Raw genomic sequence first — 20,617 nt, 5'->3', positions numbered from 1 at the left:
CGCTACGCCTTCCCCCCTGCTGGGGCGGCATCTGCGGCCCGGCAAAGCCGGTTCCGCGATACCCTTGGTTTTAAGAGCTTCTGTAACCGAACCCAAATCCCGGACAATACACACCATGAACTGGTTAGACGAGATTAGCTGGGACGACAAGGGCCTGATCCCCGTCATTGCGCAGGAAGCCTCCAGCGGCGATGTGCTCATGTTCGCCTGGATGAACCGCGAGGCGCTGCAAAAAACCGCCGAGCTGGGCCAGGCGGTTTACTACAGCCGCTCGCGCGGCCGCCTCTGGCACAAGGGCGAGGAATCCGGAAACCAGCAAACGGTGCATGAAATCCGCCTGGATTGCGACAACGATGTGATCCTGCTCAAGGTGACGCAGTTGGGCCACACGCCGGGCATCGCCTGCCACACGGGCCGCCACAGCTGCTTTTTCAGTGTGTATAAAGACGGCCAGTGGGTAGTGACCGAGCCGGTCCTGAAAGACCCGACAAGCATGTACAAACAGACTCCCGGCAAACATGACCACGAATGACTCCCTCCAGCGCCTGGCGCAAATCATCGAAAGCCGCAAGGCGGCCAATGGTGGCGACCCGGACACAAGTTATGTGGCGCGCCTGCTGCACAAGGGCCCGGACGCCTTCCTGAAAAAAATCGGCGAGGAGGCCACCGAAACCGTGATGGCCGCCAAGGACATTGATTGCGCGCTGGCCCAGGGCGGCGCGACGGCCGGGCTCAAGGGCAAGCTGGTCGGCGAGGTCGCCGACCTGTGGTTCCACAGCCTGATCGCACTGGCGCATTACGGCCTGAGCCCGGCCGACGTGATTGCCGAGCTGGAGCGCCGCGAAGGCACCAGCGGCATCGAGGAAAAAGCGCTGCGCAAGGCCCAGCACCGCGACGCAGCCGAAAAACCGTGAGCGCGCCGGCCATCGATTTCATTTTGACTTGACTGTGACAGGAAGCTGACCCCCCATGGAAACCGATCTGGCCGAATTCGAGGGCAAAAACCCCAACGACCGTCTTGTGATGCACGTGCTGTACGCACTGCACACGCTGGCCTGGTTCAGCGGCGGCGTGTTCGCGGTGATTGCCGTGATCGTCAACTACATACGCCGTGCCGACGAATCCGACGCGCTTTACATCGACCACCACAACTACATGATCCGCACCTTCTGGTGGACGCTGGGCTGGCTGGTGCTGCTGTCGCCGCTGTGGCTGCTGTTTGTGCTCCCGGGCTTTGTCGCCTACGGTATCGTGTGGCTCTGGTATTTGTATCGCTGCGTGCGCGGCTGGATGCGTTTTAACAGCCACCGCCCGACCTAAGCTCCCTCAAACCGACCAAGCCATGAGCCATTCCGACAACTGCATTTTCTGCAAGATCGCCGCGGGCGCCATTCCGAGCCGCAAGGTGTATGAGGACGACGAATTGTTCGCCTTCCACGACATCAATCCCTGGGCGCCGGTGCATTTTTTGATCATCCCCAAGGCACATATCCCGTCCATGGCACAGGTGGGCCCCGAGCACGCCGCGCTGATGGGCCGCATGATGGTGCTGGCGCCCAAGCTGGCGATGGAGCAGGGCTGCAACCCCTACCCGGCGGGCGGTTACCGCATCGTGACCAACACCGGCGCCGAAGGCGGGCAGGAAGTGCATCACCTGCACTTTCACGTGATCGGCGGGCCGCGGCCCTGGTTGAAGGGTTAGCAAGGCGCCGGGAACCCCGGGCTGCGCTGGCACACTAACCCGGTAGGCCAATGTGTGTAATCGGCGCCCCGGCGGGTACTGGCCTTTAGAATCAAGGCAATTGCGTGCAAGCCGACCCAAAACCGGCAATAGTGCATTTACAGCGGTATTTACAGATTAGGAGCAAATCATGGGTTCATTTTCCATTTGGCACTGGCTGATCGTGCTGTTGATCGTGGTCATGGTGTTCGGCACCAAAAAGCTCAAGAACATGGGCAGCGACCTCGGCAGCGCGGTCAAAGGCTTCAAGGACGGCATGAAGGACGGCGGACAGCCTCCCGCCGACACGCCTGTGCCGCCTGCCAGCGTCACGAACGCACAAGCTTCGGACAAAACGACGATCGACGTCGAAGCCCGCCAGAAGTCGTAATTCAGGCCTGACTCAGTGATTGACCTCGGCATTTCCAAAATGGCGCTGATAGGCGCCGTGGCGCTGATCGTGATCGGCCCGGAAAAGCTGCCGCGCGTGGCGCGCACCGTGGGCACCTTGCTGGGCAAGGCGCAGCGCTATGTGGCCGACGTCAAAAATGAGGTCAACCGCTCCATGGAGCTGGACGAACTCAAGAAGATGAAGGAATCCGTCGAGGGCGCGGCCCGCGACGTCGAGAATTCCATCCAGACCAACGCCAGCGATTTTGAAAAATCCTGGGCCGAGGCCACCGGCGAGTCGTCCTCTGGCGCCTTGCCGGGCATGGAAATCTTCCCCGAATACAAGCACCCGAAAAAGAAGTGGCGCCTCAAGCAGGGCGCAACGCCCCAGTGGTACAAGGCCCGTACCGGCGTGCGCACCCGCGCGCAGTCGGGGGCCGCCCGTGTGGCACGCTTCCGTCCGCAGCCGGGCCGCCTGTCTTGAGCCTTGCTGCCGATCTCCTGTTTTTTGCGCATCTTCCGGCGCCACCCCTACAGCGCAAACTTCCTTCATGAGCGATCCCAACACCGACAAGCCCGACGAACTCGCGGGCACTGAGCAGCCTTTTGTGCAGCACCTCATGGAGCTGCGCGACCGGATGATCAAGGCGGTGATCGCCATTGGCATCGCGGCAGCCGTGCTGGCTTTTTATCCGGGCGCCAGTGCCCTGTATGACCTGATGGCCGCGCCGCTGGTGGCAACCCTGCCCCAGGGCTCCAAACTGATCGCCATCAGCGTGATCACCCCTTTTGTGGTGCCGATCAAGATACTGTTCATGGCGGCCTTCATGATCGCGCTGCCGGTGGTGCTTTACCAGGTCTGGGCTTTTGTCGCGCCGGGCCTGTATTCGCACGAGAAAAAACTCGTCATGCCGCTGGTGGTCTCCAGCACCGTGCTGTTTTTTGTCGGCGTGGCTTTCTGCTATTTCGTGGTGTTCGGCCAGGTGTTTCATTTCATCCAGAGCTTTGCGCCCAAGTCCATCATCGCCACGCCGGATATCGAGGAATACCTGAGTTTCGTGCTTGGCATGTTCCTGGCCTTCGGGCTGGCCTTTGAGGTGCCGATCGCGGTGATCCTGCTGGTGCGCATGGGCGTGCTCAGCGTGGCCCAGCTGCGCGAATACCGCGGCTACTTCTGGGTGGCCGCGGCCGTCGGCACCGCATTGGTGACGCCGCCCGACGCGGGCTCCATGATCATGCTGCTGGGTGTTGTCGGCGGCCTCTATGAGGTGGGCATCGTCGCCGCGCAGCTGTTCGTCAAGCACACCAAAAAGCCCGAAGACGACAGCGAGGCCGAAGCGGCCAAGCCCTGAGCCCCGGCTGCCCGGCTCCTAGCGCTGCTGTGCCTTGGGCCGCTGGCGCTTGCCGGGTGTGACGGCGATCTCGGTCTGCTTGTCCTTGCGCAGCACCGTCAGCGGTGCGGGGGTGCCGGGCTTGAGGGCCGCCACGGCGGTCAGCAACTGGCTCACATTGCGCACGCCCTTGCCGTCCACCGCGGTGATCACGTCGCCGGGCTGTATGCCGGCCTGCGCGGCCGGACCGTTTTGCAGCACGCCGGTGATGATGACGCCGCCGTCCTTGGCCGCGGCGGGCTTGAGGCCGAAGGTTTCGGCCAGTTCGGGATTCAAGTCCTGCGGCTCCACGCCTATCCAGCCGCGCGTGACCTGGCCGTCCTTCACGATGCCTTCAAGCACCTGCTTGGCCGTGGACACCGGAATCGCGAAACCTATGCCCATGGAGCCGCCCGAGCGCGAGTAGATCGCGGTGTTGATGCCCATCAGGTGGCCGTTCACGTCGACCAGGGCGCCGCCCGAGTTGCCGGGGTTGATGGCCGCGTCGGTCTGGATGAAGTTTTCAAAGGTGTTGATGCCCAGCTGGTTGCGTCCCAGCGCGCTGACGATGCCGCCGGTGACGGTCTGGCCCACGCCGAAAGGGTTGCCGATGGCCATCACCGGGTCGCCCACCTGCAGCGCGTCGGAATTGCCCAGCACGATGACGGGCAGCTTGTCCAGGTCGATCTTGAGAATGGCCAGGTCGGTATCGGGGTCCGTGCCTATGACCTGGGCCTTGGCCTTGCGCGTGTCGTTGAGGATGACCTCGATGTCGTCGGCGCCCTCGACCACATGGTTGTTGGTCAGGATGTAGCCGCTGGCGCTGATGATGACGCCGCTGCCCAACCCGCCCTGCGGTTCGTTGGGGCTCTGGTCGCCGAAGAAAAACTTGAACCAGGGGTCTTCTGCATGCGGGTTCCTGGCGGCGGCCTTGCTGGTGTTGATGCTGACAACGGCCGCGGAAGCCAGCTTGGCGGCCGAGGCAAAACCGCCGGCGGCGCCCGGGCTGCGCGGCGCGCTGCCCGCCGGCGCCTCGATCACGGAGACGCCGGGCGCGTTGCCGCGGTCCAGCCATTGGGGCTTGAGCGTGGCCACGACGAAGTAAGCCGCCAGCAGGACGGTGACGGCTTGGGAAAACAGGAGCCAGGTACGCTTCATGAATGAGGGGGTGTCAGCAAAAAATGTCAAAAACCGCGCGGGAGCTTGCGCCGCAAGCCCCTATTGTCCCTCAGCTCCCCCGGGTGCCCAAGGCAAGGGCTTTTACCCCGGGTGCCCGCCTGAGACAATCCCCCCATGAGCACCACACGACAGGACTTGCTGCAGGCCTTTGACGCGCTTTTGCAGCCCGCGCGCTTCAAGGACTACGGCCCCAACGGCCTGCAGGTCGAGGGCCGGCCCGAGGTTCGCAAAATCGTCTCCGGCGTCACCGCCAGCCTGGCCCTGATTGAGGCGGCGGTTGCCGCCCGGGCCGACGCCATTTTTGTGCACCACGGCCTGTTCTGGCGCGGCCAGGACGGCCGCGTCACGGGCTGGATGAAGCAGCGCCTGGCGCTGCTGCTGGCGCAGGACATCAACCTCTTCGCCTACCACCTGCCGCTGGACGCGCATCCCGAGCTGGGCAACAACGCGCAGCTGGGCCTGCAGCTGGGCCTGGTTGCCGGCGCGCGTTTTGGCGAGCAGGACCTGGGCTTTATCGGCGGGCGCAGCGATGGCGGCGGTTTCGCCGACGCCGGCGTGCTGGCGGCCCATGTGCAGCAGGTGCTGAAGCGGCCCGTGGTCCAGGCCGGTCCGTCGCAAAAGCCCATCCGGAACATCGCCTGGTGCACGGGCGGTGCGCAGGGCTACTTCGAGTCGGCGATCGCCGCCGGCGCCGATGCCTTCATCACGGGTGAGATTTCCGAGCCGCAAGCCCATTACGCGCGCGAGATGGGTGTGGCCTTTATCGCCTGCGGCCACCATGCTTCCGAGCGCTACGGCGCGCCGGCGGTGGCGGGGCAGATCGCGGCCCAGCTGGGCCTGGCCCACGAATTCATCGACATCGACAACCCGGCCTGAGGCGAGCTGACCCTGGTGGGCCGCACCGGTTCAGGCCGGCTTGTGGCGCGGCCGGCCCGTGCGGGGCGTTTTGCCGGCGCTTTTCGGGGTTTTCGGATTTTTGGACCGCGAAGGTGCTTCCGGCACGGCGTCGCGCAGTGCGCGCCAGCTGGAGCCCAGGTCCGCATGCTCGACCGGCACGGCGGTGTGGCTTTCCGGGTCCAGCATCGCCGCGCGGGAGCGCATCGCGCGCGCGGCTTGCGCCACCGACTGCGCCTCATGCAGCAGCTGGTCCACGTCCTTGCCCGCGGCCGACAGGTGGACGATGCCGACGGCGATGTCGGGCGTGACCCGTATGCGCCGTCCGTCCAGTGAGCGCAAATCCAGCGGCCGGCGCAGGCTGGAGGCCACACGCAGGCCCAGTGTGCGTATCCAGCGCGGCGAATGCATGGTTTCCAGCAGCACCATAAAACAGCGGTCGTAATAGCGGCCGGCCGGGTTGACGGCGCCGGTGTGGCGCTGCATGCGGCGCGCCAGCTGGATGTAGAGGTCGTTGAGGCCGGCCTGGCCGATCAGCGGCAAAAGGCGTTCGGGTTCGAACAGCAGCACGGCCATCAGCGCGCCGTCGCGCCGGGTGCGCTGGCGGCGCTGCTGCGCCCCTATGATTTTCCGCACCATGGCCACGCCGTCGTAGAGCTGGGTGATGGGGTCGCGGCGCGAGACCTCGCCCTGCCGCATCTGCCGGATGTGGTGGTTGCGCAGCCACAGCATCGCGGCGGTGATGACCACACTGAGCAGCGCCGCCAGCGCCACGCCGGCCTGCAGCAGCAGCGGCGGCCGGCTGGTGTTCAGCGCCAGCCCGTAGAGGCCGATCTGCGCCGGCAGGGTCAGCAGGCAGCCCAGGGCCAGGCCCCAGGCCATCCTGTCGCCCAGCTGCGTGGCGCGCACCGAAAGCCACAGCACCACCGACAGGTTGGCGATGGCCAGCGCCCCGGAAACCGGCAGGCGCCATTCAGGGGCGAGCAGCAGGCACAGCGGCACGCCCGCCAGGCACACCAGGGTCATCGCCAGCAGGCTGACTTGCATCAGGTGGTCGCGCTGGTGGGCCGACAACCATTTGCTGGCGCCGTAGCTGCCCATGGCCGCGCACAGCGGCCCGGCCAGAAACTGCGCCGTGGCCAGCTCGTCACTCGCGCCCGGCCAGACGGCGGCGGGCAGCCCGCTCAGCAGCAGCACCACCGCCCAGCACAGCGTCAAGTAGGCCAGTGTTTGCGAAGCGGCGCGCGTGCGGCTGTAAAAGGCGTCGGCCAGGGCCAGCAGGACCACCAATCCCAGCGCGCCGGCGGCCGCGCTCCACAGCATCATGTCCGCGTCGGGCATCAGGGGGTGGAGGATATTCATGGCTGGCTCAGCGCTGCGCAAGGGCCCGCCGGCCGCCACGCTGTGGTTTGCGCCAAAATACCCCAAGAATGCATCTGCCCGAACCCCTCGTGTTTTTTGCCCTGTCGCGGTCTCATGCCGAGCGCGGGCCTACCCATTTTTTCGCGATTATGGTCCCACCGTCCGCAAAATGCACTTTGCCGCTTGAATTTGCCCTGTTGCGGCGAGGGCTGCGTTGTGGCTAAGCCGCTGCTCATCACCATGGGCGATGCGGCCGGCATAGGTCCGGAAATCATCGCCAGGGCTTTTCGCGAAGCGCCCGCCGAGCTGGCCGGCTGCGCCGTGGTGGGGGATGTGGCCACCTTGCGCCGCGCCGCCGCGCTGGTGGCTTCCCCGCCGGCATTGCCGGTGGCGCAACTGGCCAGCCTGGCCGGGCTGCACGGCGTGCCCCCGCGGTGCATTCCGGTGCTGCAGCAATGCGCGCTGCCGGGCCTGGTGCCTTATGGACAGGTCAGCGGCGTTGCCGGCCAGGCCGCGGCCGATTGCATCGTCTGGGCGGCCCGCCACGTGCTGGCCGGCGAGGCCGCCGCGCTGGTGACCGCGCCCATCCACAAGGAGGCCCTGGCCGCCGCCGGCGGCTGGGCGGCCCAATTTCCGGGCCACACGGAAATGCTGCAGGCCGAAGCGGCCGCTTTTCTGGGCAAGCCCGCGGGCGAAGTGCCGGTGCGAATGATGCTGGCCAATGAGGAGCTACGCACCGTGCTGGTGAGCATTCACATGTCGCTCAGGCAGGCCATCGAGGCCGTGACTTTCGACAACGTGCTGCAAACCCTGCGCATCACGCACGCCGCCGTGGGCGCCGGCTTGGGACGCACGCCGCGCATCGCGGTGGCGGGGCTCAATCCCCATGCCGGCGAAGGCGGGCTGTTCGGCAGCGAAGAGCAGGCCATCATCGCGCCGGCCATTGCCGCGGGCCGTGCGGAAGGTCTGGATGTGAGCGGCCCCTTCGCGCCCGATACGGTGTTCATGCGGGCGCGCCAGGCCGCCGGCAAGCCCGGCGAGTTTGACGTTGTGGTCGCGATGTACCACGACCAGGGGCTGATCCCGGTCAAGTACCTGGGTGTGGAGCATGGCGTGAACGTCACGCTGGGCTTGCCGCTGGTGCGCACCAGCCCCGACCACGGGACGGCCTTCGACATCGCCGGCAGCGGGCGCGCCGACGCTTCAAGCCTGCTGGCCGCCGTGCGCATGGCGCGCCGGCTTGCGGCGCGGTGAAGGGCGCGAGAATTTAAGCGAAATCGGCCCTGGCTGCTATTAATTAAATAGCAATCGGCCATGCGTTTGCAAGCGGGGGCCGCGGTCTGGCTTTGCCAGCCGCCAGGCGCCGTCCCCTGCAGGGGAGAGGCCTGCTACACGAAGTGAGCGGGCAACAGGGGGGTGCTTATTTCTTGAGGCTGTCGCGGATCTCGCGCAGCAGCGCGATGTCCTCAGGCGGCGCGGCCGGGGCGGGCGCCGGCTGGTCGCGCTTGAGCCGGTTGATCTGCTTGACCATCAGGAAAATGATGAAAGCCAGGATGATGAAGTTGACCGCGACGGTGATGAAGTTGCCGTAGGCGAAGACCGGCACGCCCGCCTTCTTCAGCGCGTCCAGCGTGGTGGCCGTGCCCGGCGGCACTGTCCCCAACACTACAAAGAGGTTGGAAAAATCCAGCTTGCCGAAGAGGGCGCCGACCAGGGGAAGGATCAGGTCGCTGACGACCGAGTCCACGATCTTGCCGAAAGCCGCGCCAATGATCACGCCGACCGCCAGGTCGATCACATTGCCCTTGACGGCGAATTCCTTGAATTCCTGCATCATTCCCATGAAGTTTCTCCTCTTGTTTTGGACAAAACATTATCAAGGCTGGGCCTGCCGGCGCGGCCCGCGTGCGGGTCCGGCTTGAAACAAAGTATGTGCAATCCGGCTTGTGCTTAAAAAACAGGCAAGTCCCCGGCCTTGGGGATGGCCCGGGCCACCCGGATGCGGCCCCTCGCCTTGAAAAACGACGTTGCGCTCCGCTACAATCGCGGGTTGACCCCACTATGCCTATTTCAAGCCAGTTCTTGAAGGACTCTCATGACCCAAGCAAGCGAAGCAAGCGTGAATGGCGCGCCCCACGGCGCTCCCGTAGATAAAGATAAAAGAAACTGGCTGGTGACCACCTGCGCGGTGGGCGGCGCAGGCGCCATCGCCACCGCTGTTCCCTTTGTCAGCACCTTCCAACCCTCCGAAAAAGCGAAAGCCGCCGGCGCCGCCGTCGAAGTCGATATTTCCGACGTCAAGCCCGGCGAGAAAATCACGGTGGAATGGCGCGGCAAGCCGGTCTGGATCATCAAGCGCACGCCCGCGCAGCTCGCCGAGCTCCCCAAGGTCGATGCCCTGCTGGCCGACCCCAAGTCCGAGCGCAAGCCCGACGAACTGACCCCTGTTTACGCCCGCAACGAAAACCGCTCCATCAAGCCCGAAACGCTGGTGGTGGTCGGCATCTGCTCGCACCTGGGCTGCTCGCCTTCCGACAAGTTCCAGCCTGGCGCGCAGCCTTCGCTGCCCGACAACTGGGCCGGCGGTTTCCTGTGCCCCTGCCACGGCTCGACCTTCGACATGGCCGGCCGCGTTTACAAGAACAAGCCAGCACCCGACAACCTCGAAGTTCCGCCGCACATGTACCTGTCAGACACCCGGTTGCTGATTGGTGAAGACAAGAAGGCCTGAAGGCGCTTCAAACCCCGAGCTCCTTCACAAGACCCTGTAGCCAGCGCCAGATACAAGCCGTTCAGACGCACGTATCCGGCGCTTGCCAAAGAACCCCACCGAACCAGGATCAGTTATGGCTGAATTCAAAGAAATTTCCCCCGATGCCCCGATCGCCGCCAAGGCGATGAACTGGGTCGACAACCGGTTTCCCGCCAGCAAGCTCTACAAAGAGCACATGAGCGAGTACTACGCACCGAAGAACTTCAACTTCTGGTACATCTTCGGCTCGCTGGCCATGCTGGTGCTGGTCATCCAGATCGTGACCGGTATTTTCCTGACGATGAACTACAAGCCCGATGCCGCCCTGGCTTTCGGCTCCGTTGAGTACATCATGCGCGACGTGCCCTGGGGCTGGCTGATCCGCTACATGCACTCCACCGGCGCCTCGGCCTTCTTCGTCGTGGTCTACCTGCACATGTTCCGCGGCCTGCTCTACGGCAGCTACCGCAAGCCGCGCGAGCTGGTCTGGATTTTCGGCTGCGCGATTTTCCTGTGCCTGATGGCCGAGGCCTTCATGGGCTACCTGCTGCCATGGGGCCAGATGAGCTACTGGGGCGCCCAGGTGATCGTCAACCTGTTCGCGGCGATTCCCTTCATCGGCCCCGACCTGGCGCTGCTGATTCGCGGCGACTACGTGGTGGGCGACGCCACGCTGAACCGCTTCTTCGCCTTCCACGTGATCGCCGTGCCGCTGGTGCTGCTGGGCCTGGTGGCCGCGCACATCATCGCGCTGCATGAAGTCGGCTCCAACAACCCCGACGGCGTCGAGATCAAGGGCCCGAACGCGCCCAAGGATGCGCAAGGCCACCCGCTGGACGGCATTCCCTTCCACCCGTACTACACGGTGCATGACATTTTCGGCGTGAGCGTCTTCCTGATGATCTTCTCGGCGATCATCTTCTTCGCTCCCGAGTTCGGCGGCTACTTCCTCGAATACAACAACTTCATCCCGGCCGATCCGCTGAAGACGCCGGCGCACATCGCCCCGGTCTGGTACTTCACGCCTTACTACTCGATGCTGCGCGCCATCACCAGCGAGATGATCTATGCGCTGATCGCCTGCGTGGTCGGTGCCGCGGCCTTCAGCGTCTGGAAGTTCCGCATGCCGGTGCTGCTGAAGGCCGCCATCGTCGGCGCCGCCGTCGTGGGCTCGGCTCTGCTGCTGTCCATCGACGCCAAGTTCTGGGGTGTGGTCGTGATGGGCGGCGCCGTGATCATCCTGTTCTTCCTGCCCTGGCTGGACCTCAGCCCGGTCAAGTCGATCCGCTACCGCCCCGATTGGCACAAATACCTCTACGGCATTTTTGTCATCAACTTCCTGGTGCTGGGCTACCTTGGCGTACAGCCGCCGTCGCCCATCGGTGAGCGCGTCTCCCAGGTCGGCACGCTGTTTTACTTTGGCTTCTTCATCCTGATGCCGTGGTGGAGCCGCGTGGGCACCCCCAAAACACCGCCTGACCGCCCTGTTTTCCACGGTCACTGAGAGTTGGAGATAAAAACGATGAAAAAAATTATTTTTGCCCTGATTACCGCCTTTGGCCTCGCGGCCGGCGCACAGGCCTCCGAAGGCGGCATTGCCTGGGACAAAGCTCCCGACCGGACCAACGACCTGGGCTCCCTGCAAAACGGCGCCAAGCTGTTCGTCAACTATTGCCTGAACTGCCATTCCGCTTCCTTCATGCGCTTCAACCGCCTGAAAGACATCGGCCTGACTGAAAAGGAAATCAAGGACAACCTGCTGTTCACCACTGAAAAAGTGGGCGACACCATGAAAGCCGCGATCGACCCCAAACAGGCCAAGGAATGGTTCGGCGGCAATCCCCCCGACCTCACCGTGATCGCGCGCTCGCGCTCCGGCCACGGCGGCACCGGTGCCGACTACCTCTACACCTACCTGCGCACCTACTACCGCGACGAAACCAAGGCAACGGGCTGGAACAACCTGGCTTTCCCCAGCGTTGCCATGCCGCACGTGCTCTGGGAACTGCAGGGCACGCGCACGCCGGTGTACGAGGAAAAGGAAGAGCACGGCCACAAGGTCGCGGTCTTCAAGGGCTGGCAGCAGCTCACGCCCGGCGCCATGACGCCGCTGCAGTACGACCAGGCCATCGGTGACCTCGTGGGTTACCTGCAGTGGATGGGCGAGCCGGCCCAGAACACCCGCATCCGTGTCGGCGTCTGGGTGCTGATTTTCCTTCTCGGCTTGACTTTCGTCGCCTGGCGCCTGAATGCGGCGTTCTGGAAAGACGTCAAGTAATTTTTTCGCCGGGGCCTTGTTCCCGGCACCTTCTGGAGTGGATGCTTTTTATATGTATCCACTCCTTTGCATTTAGGAGTTCCGCACCATGATGGTCCTTTATTCAGGCACAACCTGCCCCTTCTCGCACCGCTGCCGCTTTGTGCTGTTTGAAAAAGGTATGGACTTCGAAATCCGCGACGTCGACCTGTACAACAAGCCCGAAGACATCAATGTGATGAATCCCTACGGCCAGGTGCCCATCCTGGTCGAGCGCGACCTGATCCTGTATGAGTCGAACATCATCAACGAGTACATCGACGAGCGCTTTCCGCACCCGCAACTGATGCCCGGCGACCCGGTCGACCGCGCGCGCGTTCGCCTGTTTTTGCTGAACTTCGAAAAAGAACTGTTCGTCCATGTCAGCACGCTGGAATCGCGCGCGTCCAAGGGCAATGAAAAGGCGCTGGAAAAGGCCCGCTCGCACATCCGTGACCGCCTGACGCAGCTCGCGCCCATCTTCCTGAAGAACAAGTTCATGCTGGGCGACAACTTCTCCATGCTGGACGTGGCGATCGCTCCCTTGCTGTGGCGCCTGGATTACTACGACATCGACCTGTCGAAGAATGCCGCGCCGCTGCTCAAGTACGCGGAACGCATTTTCTCGCGCCCGGCCTATATCGAAGCGCTGACGCCGTCCGAAAAAGTGATGCGCAAATAATATGGCCCCCACGCTTGTCGCTTCGCGTACTGCGCTGCCCCCCGAGGGGGCCGCTGCGCCTGCGGCCCGGCAAAGCCGGTTCCGCGGCCCCTGCTGGAGCGGAGCGCCTCGCCTCACCTCGCATGGCTGAATTCATGAATGCCCTGGACGCCACGTCGACGCGACCCTACCTGATAAGGGCGCTCTATGAATGGTGCACCGACAACGGCTTCACGCCTTACGTGGCCGTGTCGGTGGATGAGACCGTACAGGTGCCGCGCGAGTACGTGAAAAACAATGAGATCGTGCTCAACATCAGCTTTGACGCGACCTCGTCGCTCAAGCTGGGCAATGATTTCATTGAGTTCAAGGCCCGTTTTGCCGGCAGCGCCCGGGAAATCATGGTGCCCATCAGCCATGTGATCGCCATCTATGCCCGTGAAAACGGGCAGGGTATGGCGTTTCCCATGGCCGCGCCCGCTACAGGCCCCGTTTCCGGCGCCGAAGGGGGCAGTGACGCCGGCCTGACGGCTCCCGCCGTGTCGCCGGCTCCCGCTCCGGCGCAGCACAACCCGGCGGACGGACCCGAAAGCAAGATCATGCAACTGGTGCCGGACAGCGCGCCCGATGCGCAAGATGGCGGCCCCGACAACCCTGAACCCCCCAAGCCTCCGCGTGCGCGGCCTTCGCTGAAACGGGTCAAGTAAAATCCCCTTGTGCCGCTTTAGCTCAGTTGGTAGAGCAACCGCCTTGTAAGCGGTAGGTCGTCAGTTCGATTCCGACAAGCGGCACCATTTTTCCGGCATCCTTGCCTTCCCCATGCAACATGGGTACCATACGCTACCAATTTTGTAGCGAGCCATCAGGCAGGGCTTTATCTTGCATGCCTTCCTGCCGTTATGTGAAGAGGCTGGTTTACTACTTTTTGCTTATTAGGATCTTGAGTCGGATTGAGGTAACCTTCCAACCTTTGCCTATAAGGCGGGCTTGGATCAAGGGGAGTAACTGGCGGATCTTGGCGGCGGCGGCGTTGCCGCTGACCAGCAGGCACCAGGTTTCGCCGTCTATGGGGCCGGCCTGAACCGCGGGGCGCAGGGCTTCGGGCAGCAGCGGCTCAATGGCCTTGAGCCTGTCGCTGGATTCCCGGACGAGTTCGGTCAGCCGCGCCAGGGAGGGCGAATTCCCGGCGGCCTGGTAAGCGGAGAGCGCCTGCGGAAGGCGCCGGTCGGAAGTCATGATGAACGGTGCGCGGCCTGATGAGCGCAAGCTTTTAAAGAGGTAGACAAGTGCATTTGATTATCACGGATGCGTGGCTGGCGAAAAGCCGGGCCATTTACTTAAGCGGGACAAAACTGGTTCTTGCGGGTTTTGTCGCCGCGCTGGCGCTGATGCTTGTGGCCGCGGGCCTCTACCACTGGGTGTTTCTCAAGGGGGCCCGCGAAGGCTGGCCGGTCGTCGGCTCGCTGGTCAAGCTCATGGTCAAGGACGAATTCGACCAGCGCGACCGCTTTATGCGCGAAAACCTCGACGTGATGGCCAAGCGGGTCGGCGAAATGCAGGCCAAGATGATGCAGCTCGAGGCGCTCGGCGAGCGGGTGTCGGGCCTGGCCGGCGTCAATCCCAACGACATCAAGGTCACGCCCGGCCGCGGCGGCGCGCTGGTGGCCGGCCCTTCGCTCACCATGCAGGAGCTGCAGGCCACGCTGGCGGACCTGGACAAACTCACCGACCAGCGGGTCGACCTCATGACCGTGATGGAGTCGCGCCTGTTCGACCAGAAGATCAAAAAAATGATGGTTCCCACCCAGGAGCCGGTCGCCGGGGGCAACCTCGGTTCGCCTTTCGGCTGGCGCATAGACCCGATGAACGGCCGCTCCGCGCTGCACACCGGGCTCGATTTCCCCTCCGAACCGGGCACGGCCATCCTGGCCGCCGCGGGTGGTGTTGTCGTCACGCAGGAGTACCACCCGGCCTACGGCAATATGGTGGAAGTCGACCACGGCAATGAGCTCGTCACGCGTTATGCCCACGCTTCGCGCGTGCTGGTCAAAAAGGGCGACCTGGTCAAACGCGGCCAGAAGATCGCCGAAGTCGGCACCACCGGCCGGTCCACAGGCCCGCACCTGCATTTCGAGGTACTGGTGCAGGGCGTTTTCCAGGATCCGCAGAAATTCCTGACCGCGGGGCAAAAACTGCCCGGGCCCATGGTGGCATCGGCCGGCGCACGGTCTCCGCTCCCGGCGCCTGCACAGCTGCCACGCCCTCACTAGGCGGCGCGCGCCTGCCGCGCGTGCGGGCATGGCTTTTCATTCCTGATGACGGTTTTCTCCCGGACGGCCGTGCGGCTCCCTTGGCGGCGCTAAAATCAGAGGTTTGGGCCCAGTTGAACTCACTGATGGCGCCCACACCTAGGTTCCGTACTCAATAAGGGATTTCGGCCGCATTGCCAGCTCATGGGGAGCGGTCAAGGCGGCCTCGCATTTATGGCTTCCAACATCCTGACCAAAATTTTCGGCAGCCGCAACGACAGGCTGCTCAAAACCTACCGCAAAACCGTAGAACGCATCAATGCGCTGGAGACCCAGTACGAAAAGCTTGACGACGACCAGCTTCGCGCCAAAACCCAGGAGTTCAAGGACCGGGTAGCCGCCGGCGAAGAGCTCGATGCGATTCTTCCCGAGGCTTTCGCGGTAGTGCGGGAAGGCAGCAAGCGTGTCATGAAGATGCGCCACTTCGACGTGCAGATGCTGGGCGGCATGTCGCTGCACAACGGCAAGATTTCCGAAATGCGCACCGGCGAGGGCAAGACCCTGACCGCCACGCTGCCGGTCTACCTCAATGCCTTGACCGGCAAGGGCGTCCACGTGGTGACGGTCAATGACTACCTGGCCAGCCGCGACGCGCGCTGGATGGGCAAGCTCTACAACTTCCTGGGTCTGACGGTGGGCATCAACCTGCCCAACATGTCGCGCGAGGAAAAGCAGGCCGCCTACGGTTCCGACATCACCTACGGCACCAACAACGAATACGGTTTCGACTACCTGCGCGACAACATGGTCTACGAGGTGGCGGACCGCGTGCAGCGCGGCCTGAACTACGCCATCGTCGACGAGGTGGACTCCATCCTGATCGACGAGGCGCGCACGCCGCTCATCATCAGCGGCCAGGCTGAAGACCACACCGAGATGTACCTGGCGATGAACAAGGTCGTCCCGATGCTGACGCGCCAGGAGGGCGAAGCCGATCCGCGCACCGGCGAGGGCGTGACCAAGCCGGGCGACTTCACCATCGACGAGAAGAGCCACCAGGTGTTCCTGACCGAGCAGGGCCACGAGAACGCCGAGCGCCTGCTGTTCAACCTGGGCCTGATCCCCGAAGGCGCCACGTTGTACGACCCGGCCAACATCTCGCTGATGCACCACCTGTATGCGGCGCTGCGCGCCAACCTGCTGTACCACCGCGACCAGCATTACGTGGTGCAGGACGGCGAAGTCGTGATCGTCGATGAGTTCACCGGCCGCCTGATGTCGGGCCGCCGCTGGAGCGACGGGCTGCACCAGGCCGTCGAAGCCAAGGAAGGCGTGCAAATCCAGGCCGAGAACCAGACCCTGGCGTCCATCACCTTCCAGAACTATTTCCGCCTTTACACCAAGCTGGCCGGCATGACCGGAACCGCCGACACCGAGGCCTACGAATTCCAGGAGATTTACGGCCTCGAAACCACGGTGATTCCGCCCAACCGCGTGAGCCGCCGTGACGACCAGCTCGACCGCGTTTACAAAACAACGCGCGAAAAATACGAAGCCGCTATCAAGGACATCCGCGAGTGCTATGAGCGCGGCCAGCCCGTGCTGGTCGGTACGACCTCGATCGAAAACTCCGAGATCATCGACCAGTTGCTGGTCAAGGAAGACCTGCCGCACCAGGTGCTCAATGCCAAGCAGCATGCCCGCGAGGCCGACATCATCGCGCAGGCGGGGCGCCCGAAGATGATCACCATCGCCACCAACATGGCCGGCCGCGGCACCGACATCGTGCTGGGCGGCAATGTTGAAAAGCTGATCGAAGCGGTTGAAGCGGACGAAGCCATGGATGCTGCCGCCAAAGAAGCGGAAATTTCCCGCCTGCGCGCGGTGTGGAAGCAGGAGCACGAACAGGTCACCGGATTGGGCGGCCTGCGCATCATCGCGACCGAGCGCCACGAGTCGCGCCGTATCGACAACCAGTTGCGCGGCCGCTCCGGCCGCCAGGGCGACCCCGGCTCGTCGCGCTTCTACCTGAGCCTGGACGACCCGCTGATGCGCATCTTCGCGGGCGACCGTGTCAAGGCCATCATGGAGCGCTTGAAGATGCCCGACGGCGAGGCCATCGAGGCGGGCATCGTCACCCGCAGCATCGAGTCGGCCCAGCGCAAGGTCGAGGCGCGCAACTTCGACATCCGCAAACAGCTGCTCGAATACGACGACGTCGCCAACGACCAGCGCAAGGTGATCTACCAGCAGCGCAACGACATCATGGACGCCGGTAGCCTGCAGGCGCAGATCGCCTCGCTGCGCGAAGGCTGCTTCACCGACCTGGCACGGCAGTATGTGCCGGCTGAAAGCGTCGAGGAACAATGGGACGTGGCGGGCCTTGAAAATGTGCTGCGCGAGGAGTGGCAGATCGAGCTGCCGCTGCGCCAGGAACTGGAATCCGCCACCGCCATCACCGATGAAGAGGTGGTCGAAAAAGTCATAGCGGCCGCCAATGCCGCCTTTGCCGACAAGGTCCAGAAAATCGGTGAAGAAAACTTCACGCAGTTCGAGCGCGTGGTCCTGCTGCAAAGCATAGACAGCCACTGGCGCGAGCACCTGAGCGCCCTCGACTACCTGCGCCAGGGCATACACCTGCGCGGCTATGCGCAAAAGCAACCCAAGCAGGAGTACAAGCGCGAAGCCTTTGAACTGTTCGGCCAGCTGCTCGACAGCGTGAAGAACGAAGTCACCAAAGTCCTGATGACGGTCAAGATCCAGTCGGGCGAGCAGCTCGAACAGGCGGCCGAGGAAATGGAGAGCCGCGCTGAAAACATCGCCAACGTCACCTACACCGCGCCCACCGAAACCGGCGGGGTGGAAACCACGGTGGACGAGGAATCGCAGCGCCGCGCGCCGGCCGTGCCGGCCGGCGATGTGCCCCGCGTGGGCCGCAACGACCCTTGCCCTTGCGGCTCGGGGAAAAAATACAAGAACTGCCACGGCCAGCTGAACTGAGCGCCGGCGCCGGCTGAACGTCTTCCAACCCCCACTGGTTTTCCGGAGTCAACCATGCCCGTCAATCTGGTCGCCACGCCCGCTGCGGACCTTTACCCCGTGCCCGGCGTACGCTGGGGCATCACCGAAGCAGGCATACGCAAAGCCAACCGCAAGGACCTTTCCGTGCTGCTGCTCGATGAGGGTGCCTCGGTAGGCGCGGTCTTCACGCAAAACCGCTTTTGCGCCGCGCCCGTGCAGATCTGCCGTGAGCACCTCGCAAAAAATGGCGGCAAGACGGCGGGCATACGCGCAATGGTCATCAACACCGGCAACGCCAATGCCGGCACCGGCGACGACGGCCTGAGCCGTGCCCATGCCAGCTGCATCGCGCTGGCTCGCCTGCTGGATATCGCGCCCGAACAGGTGTTGCCGTTTTCCACCGGGGTCATCATGGAGTCCCTGCCCAACGACCGCATCGCGGCGGGCCTGCCGGCCGCGCTGGCCGACGCGAAGGAAAACAACTGGGGCAACGCGGCCGAAGCCATCATGACCACCGACACCGTGGCCAAGGCATTTTCCAAACGCATCAAGATCGCGGGTGCCGACGTCACCATCACCGGCATCAGCAAGGGCGCCGGCATGATACGGCCGAATATGGCCACCATGCTGGGTTTCCTGGCAACGGATGCCTGTGTGGCCCAGCCGCTCATGGCCCAGCTGGCCCGGGAACTGGCCGAGGGATCGTTCAACCGCGTGACGGTGGACGGCGACACCTCGACCAACGACTCCTTTGTGGTGGTCGCCACCAACAAGGCCGCCCACGCGCCCGTGGCTTCGCTGGACAGCGCTGAAGGCCAGGCCTTGCGCGCCGCCATGCTGGACATCGCCCGGCAGCTGGCGCAGGCCATCGTGCGCGACGGCGAGGGCGCCACCAAGTTCATGACCATCCAGGTCGAAGGCGGCAAGACCGGCGAGGAATGCCGCAAGGTGGCTTACGCGATCGCTCATTCGCCCCTGGTCAAAACCGCCTTCTTTGCCAGTGACCCCAACCTCGGCCGCATCCTGGCGGCCGTAGGTTATGCCGGCATCGAGGACCTGGACCAGACCAGGATTGACCTGTACCTTGATGAGGTACTGGTGGCCAAAAACGGCGGCCGCCATCCCGGCTACGTCGAGGCCGACGGCCAGCGCGTGATGAAACAAAGCGAGATCACGGTGCGCGTGGTGCTGGGCCGCGGCACGGCGAGCGACACCGTCTGGACCTGTGATTTTTCCTACGACTACGTCAAGATCAACGCCGACTACAGAAGTTGAGCCCGTATGAACGAGCAGTTTGAGCGCCTGATCGCCCGCGTCGAATCCCTGATGGCGCGGATCGAGTCCGTGCTGCCGCAGCCATTGGCCCCGCCGGACTGGACTGCCTCGATCGCCTACCGCTACCGCAAGCGCAGTTCCGGCCACGGCTCGCTGGAGCCGGTGCGGCACATCGGCAATATGCGCCTGGGTGACCTCAAGGAAATCGAGGACCAGAAGGAAAAGATCAAGCGCAACACCGAGCAGTTCGTGCTGGGCAAGCCCGCCAATAACGTGCTGCTGACGGGCGCGCGCGGCACCGGCAAGTCTTCGCTGATCAAGGCCTGCCTCAATGAATATTCCTCGCGCGGCCTGCGCCTGATTGAAGTAGACAAGACCGACCTAACCGACTTGCCGGACATCGTCGACGTGGTGTCCGGCCTGCCTGAAAAATTCATTGTCTTTTGCGACGACCTGAGTTTTGAGGAAGGCGAGCCGGGCTACAAGGCGCTCAAGTCCATCCTGGACGGATCCGTCGCGGCGGCTACGCCCAATGTGCTGATCTACGCCACCAGCAACCGGCGCCACCTGCTGCCCGAGTACATGACGGAGAACCTCACCTATACCCACGGGGACGACGGTGAAGTACATCCCGGAGAGGTGGTCGAAGAGAAGATTTCGCTGTCAGAACGCTTCGGTCTCTGGGTCAGCTTTTATCCCTTTAGCCAGGACGAATACCTGAGCATCGTCGCGCAGTGGCTGTCGTCCTTCGGCGTGGGCCAGGATGCGATTGCCGCGGCAAAACCGGCGTCCCTGGTCTGGGCGCTGGAGCGCGGCTCGCGCAGCGGCCGGGTGGCCTACCAGTTTGCCCGCGATTACGCCGGCCGCGACACGGCCAGCCGGCCTGTGGCGGCGGCGCCTATCGCGGCCTACGAGCGGCCGGGCGCTGCCGCCACCGCGTCGCCTGAGCAGGCCGACCAAGCGCCTGACCATTCGACATGAGCGTGCTGGTTGCCGACGGTGAAAGGCCACGCGAGGGCGGCGCGGACCGCAAGGTGGTCGATGTCGCGGTGGGCGTTTTGATCCGCCCCGATGGCGACTTCTTGCTGACCTCCCGCCCGCCGGGCAAGGTCTACGAAGGCTACTGGGAATTTCCGGGCGGCAAGCTGGAGCGGGGCGAAAGCGTCGAAGCCGCGCTGCGCCGCGAGCTGCAGGAAGAAATCGGTGTGACCATAGGCGCGGTCCATCCCTGGAAGGTCGAGATGGTCGACTACCCGCACGCGCTGGTGCGCCTGAATTTTTGCAAGGTGTTCGAATGGGCCGGCGAGCTGCAGATGCATGAGGGCCAGTCTTTCGCCTGGCAGTCGCTGCCGGTCAGTGTGGAGCCTGTCTTGCCCGGTACGGTGCCGGTGCTCGCCTGGTTTGCCGAAGAGCGGGGCTTTGCCGGCGCGACCTGCTGAGCTTTTTCT

Annotated in this window: 23 protein-coding genes and 1 tRNA gene; 20 read left to right on the top strand and 4 right to left on the bottom strand. The window is 63.9% G+C overall.

What is annotated here, in order from left to right; translation table 11 throughout:
- Positions 1 to 115 precede the first annotated feature (115 nt).
- The 7 genes from hisI to tatC all read left to right on the top strand — a co-directional run bounded on the left by hisI (position 116) and on the right by tatC (position 3,462).
- Positions 116 to 532 carry a phosphoribosyl-AMP cyclohydrolase gene (gene hisI / locus AC1D09_RS15280; protein ID WP_477661066.1) on the top strand — a complete coding sequence of 139 codons (417 nt, stop codon included), beginning with the start codon at positions 116 to 118 and terminating at the stop codon, positions 530 to 532.
- Entirely contained in the window at positions 519 to 914 is a 396-nt protein-coding gene (locus AC1D09_RS15275) for a phosphoribosyl-ATP diphosphatase (RefSeq protein WP_477661067.1), read from the top strand. Before hisI ends, AC1D09_RS15275 begins: the two co-directional genes overlap by 14 nt.
- A 55-nt stretch (positions 915 to 969) precedes the next feature.
- A complete protein-coding gene (locus tag AC1D09_RS15270; protein WP_477661068.1) occupies positions 970 to 1,320 on the top strand; it encodes a DUF4870 family protein in 351 nt (116 codons plus the stop codon).
- A 22-nt stretch (positions 1,321 to 1,342) separates the two neighbouring features.
- A complete protein-coding gene (locus AC1D09_RS15265; protein ID WP_413327479.1) occupies positions 1,343 to 1,702 on the top strand; it encodes a histidine triad nucleotide-binding protein in 360 nt (119 codons plus the stop codon).
- 169 nt (positions 1,703 to 1,871) lie between these two features.
- Positions 1,872 to 2,111, top strand: a complete 240-nt coding sequence (gene tatA / locus AC1D09_RS15260) for a Sec-independent protein translocase subunit TatA (RefSeq protein WP_074577924.1) — start codon at positions 1,872 to 1,874, stop codon at positions 2,109 to 2,111.
- A gap of 15 nt (positions 2,112 to 2,126) precedes the next feature.
- Positions 2,127 to 2,594: a Sec-independent protein translocase protein TatB gene (gene tatB / locus AC1D09_RS15255; RefSeq protein ID WP_477661069.1), complete on the top strand. Its 468-nt coding sequence runs from the start codon at positions 2,127 to 2,129 to the stop codon at positions 2,592 to 2,594.
- A gap of 67 nt (positions 2,595 to 2,661) precedes the next feature.
- Positions 2,662 to 3,462 carry a twin-arginine translocase subunit TatC gene (gene tatC / locus AC1D09_RS15250; RefSeq protein ID WP_477661070.1) on the top strand — a complete coding sequence of 267 codons (801 nt, stop codon included), beginning with the start codon at positions 2,662 to 2,664 and terminating at the stop codon, positions 3,460 to 3,462.
- Positions 3,463 to 3,480: 18 nt separating this feature from the next.
- On the opposite strand, the gene AC1D09_RS15245 is transcribed toward tatC, so the two are convergent.
- The gene (locus AC1D09_RS15245; RefSeq protein ID WP_477661071.1) at positions 3,481 to 4,638 is read right to left on the bottom strand and encodes a S1C family serine protease; all 1,158 of its coding nucleotides are present in this window, start codon (positions 4,636 to 4,638) and stop codon (positions 3,481 to 3,483) included.
- Between the two features lie 135 nt (positions 4,639 to 4,773).
- Between AC1D09_RS15245 and AC1D09_RS15240 the strand changes: the two genes are divergently transcribed.
- Positions 4,774 to 5,535, top strand: a complete 762-nt coding sequence (locus tag AC1D09_RS15240; RefSeq protein ID WP_477661072.1) for a Nif3-like dinuclear metal center hexameric protein — start codon at positions 4,774 to 4,776, stop codon at positions 5,533 to 5,535.
- Between the two features lie 30 nt (positions 5,536 to 5,565).
- Here AC1D09_RS15240 and AC1D09_RS15235 read toward each other — a convergent pair whose 3' ends face one another.
- Positions 5,566 to 6,915 (bottom strand): hypothetical protein, encoded by a 1,350-nt coding sequence (locus AC1D09_RS15235; RefSeq protein ID WP_477661073.1) that lies wholly within the window; start codon positions 6,913 to 6,915, stop codon positions 5,566 to 5,568.
- A gap of 216 nt (positions 6,916 to 7,131) precedes the next feature.
- On the opposite strand from AC1D09_RS15235, the gene pdxA reads away from it, so the two are divergent.
- Positions 7,132 to 8,169 carry a 4-hydroxythreonine-4-phosphate dehydrogenase PdxA gene (gene pdxA, locus AC1D09_RS15230; protein WP_477661074.1) on the top strand — a complete coding sequence of 346 codons (1,038 nt, stop codon included), beginning with the start codon at positions 7,132 to 7,134 and terminating at the stop codon, positions 8,167 to 8,169.
- 166 nt (positions 8,170 to 8,335) lie between these two features.
- On the opposite strand, the gene mscL is transcribed toward pdxA, so the two are convergent.
- Positions 8,336 to 8,758, bottom strand: coding sequence for a large conductance mechanosensitive channel protein MscL (gene mscL / locus AC1D09_RS15225; RefSeq protein WP_007868086.1), 423 nt, complete (start codon positions 8,756 to 8,758; stop codon positions 8,336 to 8,338).
- A gap of 252 nt (positions 8,759 to 9,010) precedes the next feature.
- Between mscL and petA the strand changes: the two genes are divergently transcribed.
- The 6 genes from petA to AC1D09_RS15195 all read left to right on the top strand — a co-directional run bounded on the left by petA (position 9,011) and on the right by AC1D09_RS15195 (position 13,418).
- On the top strand, positions 9,011 to 9,646 hold the full coding sequence (petA, locus tag AC1D09_RS15220) for a ubiquinol-cytochrome c reductase iron-sulfur subunit (RefSeq protein WP_477661075.1): 636 nt from the start codon (positions 9,011 to 9,013) through the stop codon (positions 9,644 to 9,646).
- Positions 9,647 to 9,761: 115 nt separating this feature from the next.
- Positions 9,762 to 11,171 (top strand): cytochrome b, encoded by a 1,410-nt coding sequence (locus AC1D09_RS15215; protein ID WP_477701119.1) that lies wholly within the window; start codon positions 9,762 to 9,764, stop codon positions 11,169 to 11,171.
- 18 nt (positions 11,172 to 11,189) lie between these two features.
- A complete protein-coding gene (locus tag AC1D09_RS15210; RefSeq protein WP_477661077.1) occupies positions 11,190 to 11,945 on the top strand; it encodes a cytochrome c1 in 756 nt (251 codons plus the stop codon).
- A gap of 88 nt (positions 11,946 to 12,033) precedes the next feature.
- Positions 12,034 to 12,645 carry a glutathione S-transferase N-terminal domain-containing protein gene (locus AC1D09_RS15205; RefSeq protein WP_007868077.1) on the top strand — a complete coding sequence of 204 codons (612 nt, stop codon included), beginning with the start codon at positions 12,034 to 12,036 and terminating at the stop codon, positions 12,643 to 12,645.
- A gap of 134 nt (positions 12,646 to 12,779) precedes the next feature.
- Positions 12,780 to 13,331: a ClpXP protease specificity-enhancing factor gene (locus AC1D09_RS15200; protein ID WP_477661165.1), complete on the top strand. Its 552-nt coding sequence runs from the start codon at positions 12,780 to 12,782 to the stop codon at positions 13,329 to 13,331.
- 11 nt (positions 13,332 to 13,342) lie between these two features.
- A tRNA-Thr gene (locus AC1D09_RS15195) sits at positions 13,343 to 13,418 on the top strand.
- 124 nt (positions 13,419 to 13,542) lie between these two features.
- Here the strand turns inward: AC1D09_RS15195 and AC1D09_RS15190 are convergent.
- Entirely contained in the window at positions 13,543 to 13,860 is a 318-nt protein-coding gene (locus tag AC1D09_RS15190; protein WP_413327491.1) for a hypothetical protein, read from the bottom strand.
- Between the two features lie 50 nt (positions 13,861 to 13,910).
- Here AC1D09_RS15190 and AC1D09_RS15185 point away from each other — a divergent pair, with 50 nt between their 5' ends.
- From AC1D09_RS15185 to AC1D09_RS15165, 5 genes are all read left to right on the top strand, one after another.
- Positions 13,911 to 14,894 carry a M23 family metallopeptidase gene (locus tag AC1D09_RS15185; protein WP_477661078.1) on the top strand — a complete coding sequence of 328 codons (984 nt, stop codon included), beginning with the start codon at positions 13,911 to 13,913 and terminating at the stop codon, positions 14,892 to 14,894.
- A 213-nt stretch (positions 14,895 to 15,107) separates the two neighbouring features.
- Positions 15,108 to 17,873: a preprotein translocase subunit SecA gene (gene secA / locus AC1D09_RS15180; protein WP_477661079.1), complete on the top strand. Its 2,766-nt coding sequence runs from the start codon at positions 15,108 to 15,110 to the stop codon at positions 17,871 to 17,873.
- Positions 17,874 to 17,927: 54 nt separating this feature from the next.
- Positions 17,928 to 19,169, top strand: coding sequence for a bifunctional glutamate N-acetyltransferase/amino-acid acetyltransferase ArgJ (argJ, locus tag AC1D09_RS15175; RefSeq protein WP_477661080.1), 1,242 nt, complete (start codon positions 17,928 to 17,930; stop codon positions 19,167 to 19,169).
- 6 nt (positions 19,170 to 19,175) lie between these two features.
- Entirely contained in the window at positions 19,176 to 20,150 is a 975-nt protein-coding gene (locus tag AC1D09_RS15170; RefSeq protein ID WP_477661081.1) for an ATP-binding protein, read from the top strand.
- Positions 20,147 to 20,608 carry an NUDIX domain-containing protein gene (locus AC1D09_RS15165; protein ID WP_477661082.1) on the top strand — a complete coding sequence of 154 codons (462 nt, stop codon included), beginning with the start codon at positions 20,147 to 20,149 and terminating at the stop codon, positions 20,606 to 20,608. The genes AC1D09_RS15170 and AC1D09_RS15165 overlap by 4 nt, the downstream gene beginning before the upstream one ends.
- Positions 20,609 to 20,617: the final 9 nt, after the last annotated feature.

Source organism: Polaromonas sp. P1_A2 (assembly GCF_056406895.1).
This window is presented reverse-complemented; position numbering and strand designations above follow the sequence as displayed.